Below are 506 nucleotides of genomic sequence, written 5' to 3' on the forward strand. Positions count from 1 at the left end.
AAAGTCGGCACCAAAGACCGATTCAAATACGCCCCTTAGTACCTCGTTAAAATCACGTACTGAAGCCAAGCGGTTTTGCTTGCGGTCACCGTCACCCGTTGAATTAAGGGAACCGACCAACTGACCGTTAATAAATGACATTGGACGGCCTGTTGCGTTACAGATTAGAGAGTAAGCGTACTCAAGCTGCTCCATGACGGGCTTAACATCGACCTTTGGCATTTCCAAAGCCGCTTGAGCATAAATGTACGCCACACTGCTTTTCTTGAGCGCATCGTTGATTTTATTGATTTGCGTTTCGACAGCCGTTAGCACCTCTTTGTCTGAAATGAGTTCACTCAAATCACTGATCTTCAGAAGTACAGCACCGCCAACACGTATTAGCTTTGCTGCGCCAACGATGGCATCAAACACCATTCCGAAATAGGCCTCTAACAATTCTGTCCGATGGAATTCTTCAAAATCCAACTCAACAAAATCGAGCTTATTTACTTTTTTAGCGAAAA

Annotated in this window: 1 protein-coding gene; it reads right to left on the reverse strand. The window is 44.7% G+C overall.

Features of this window, described 5'->3' with window-relative positions; translation table 11 throughout:
- A partial coding sequence (locus tag R7O13_RS31260; protein WP_318305780.1) for a hypothetical protein occupies positions 1 to 506 on the reverse strand: 506 nt, incomplete at both ends.

The organism is Vibrio sp. Y176, from assembly GCF_033438945.1.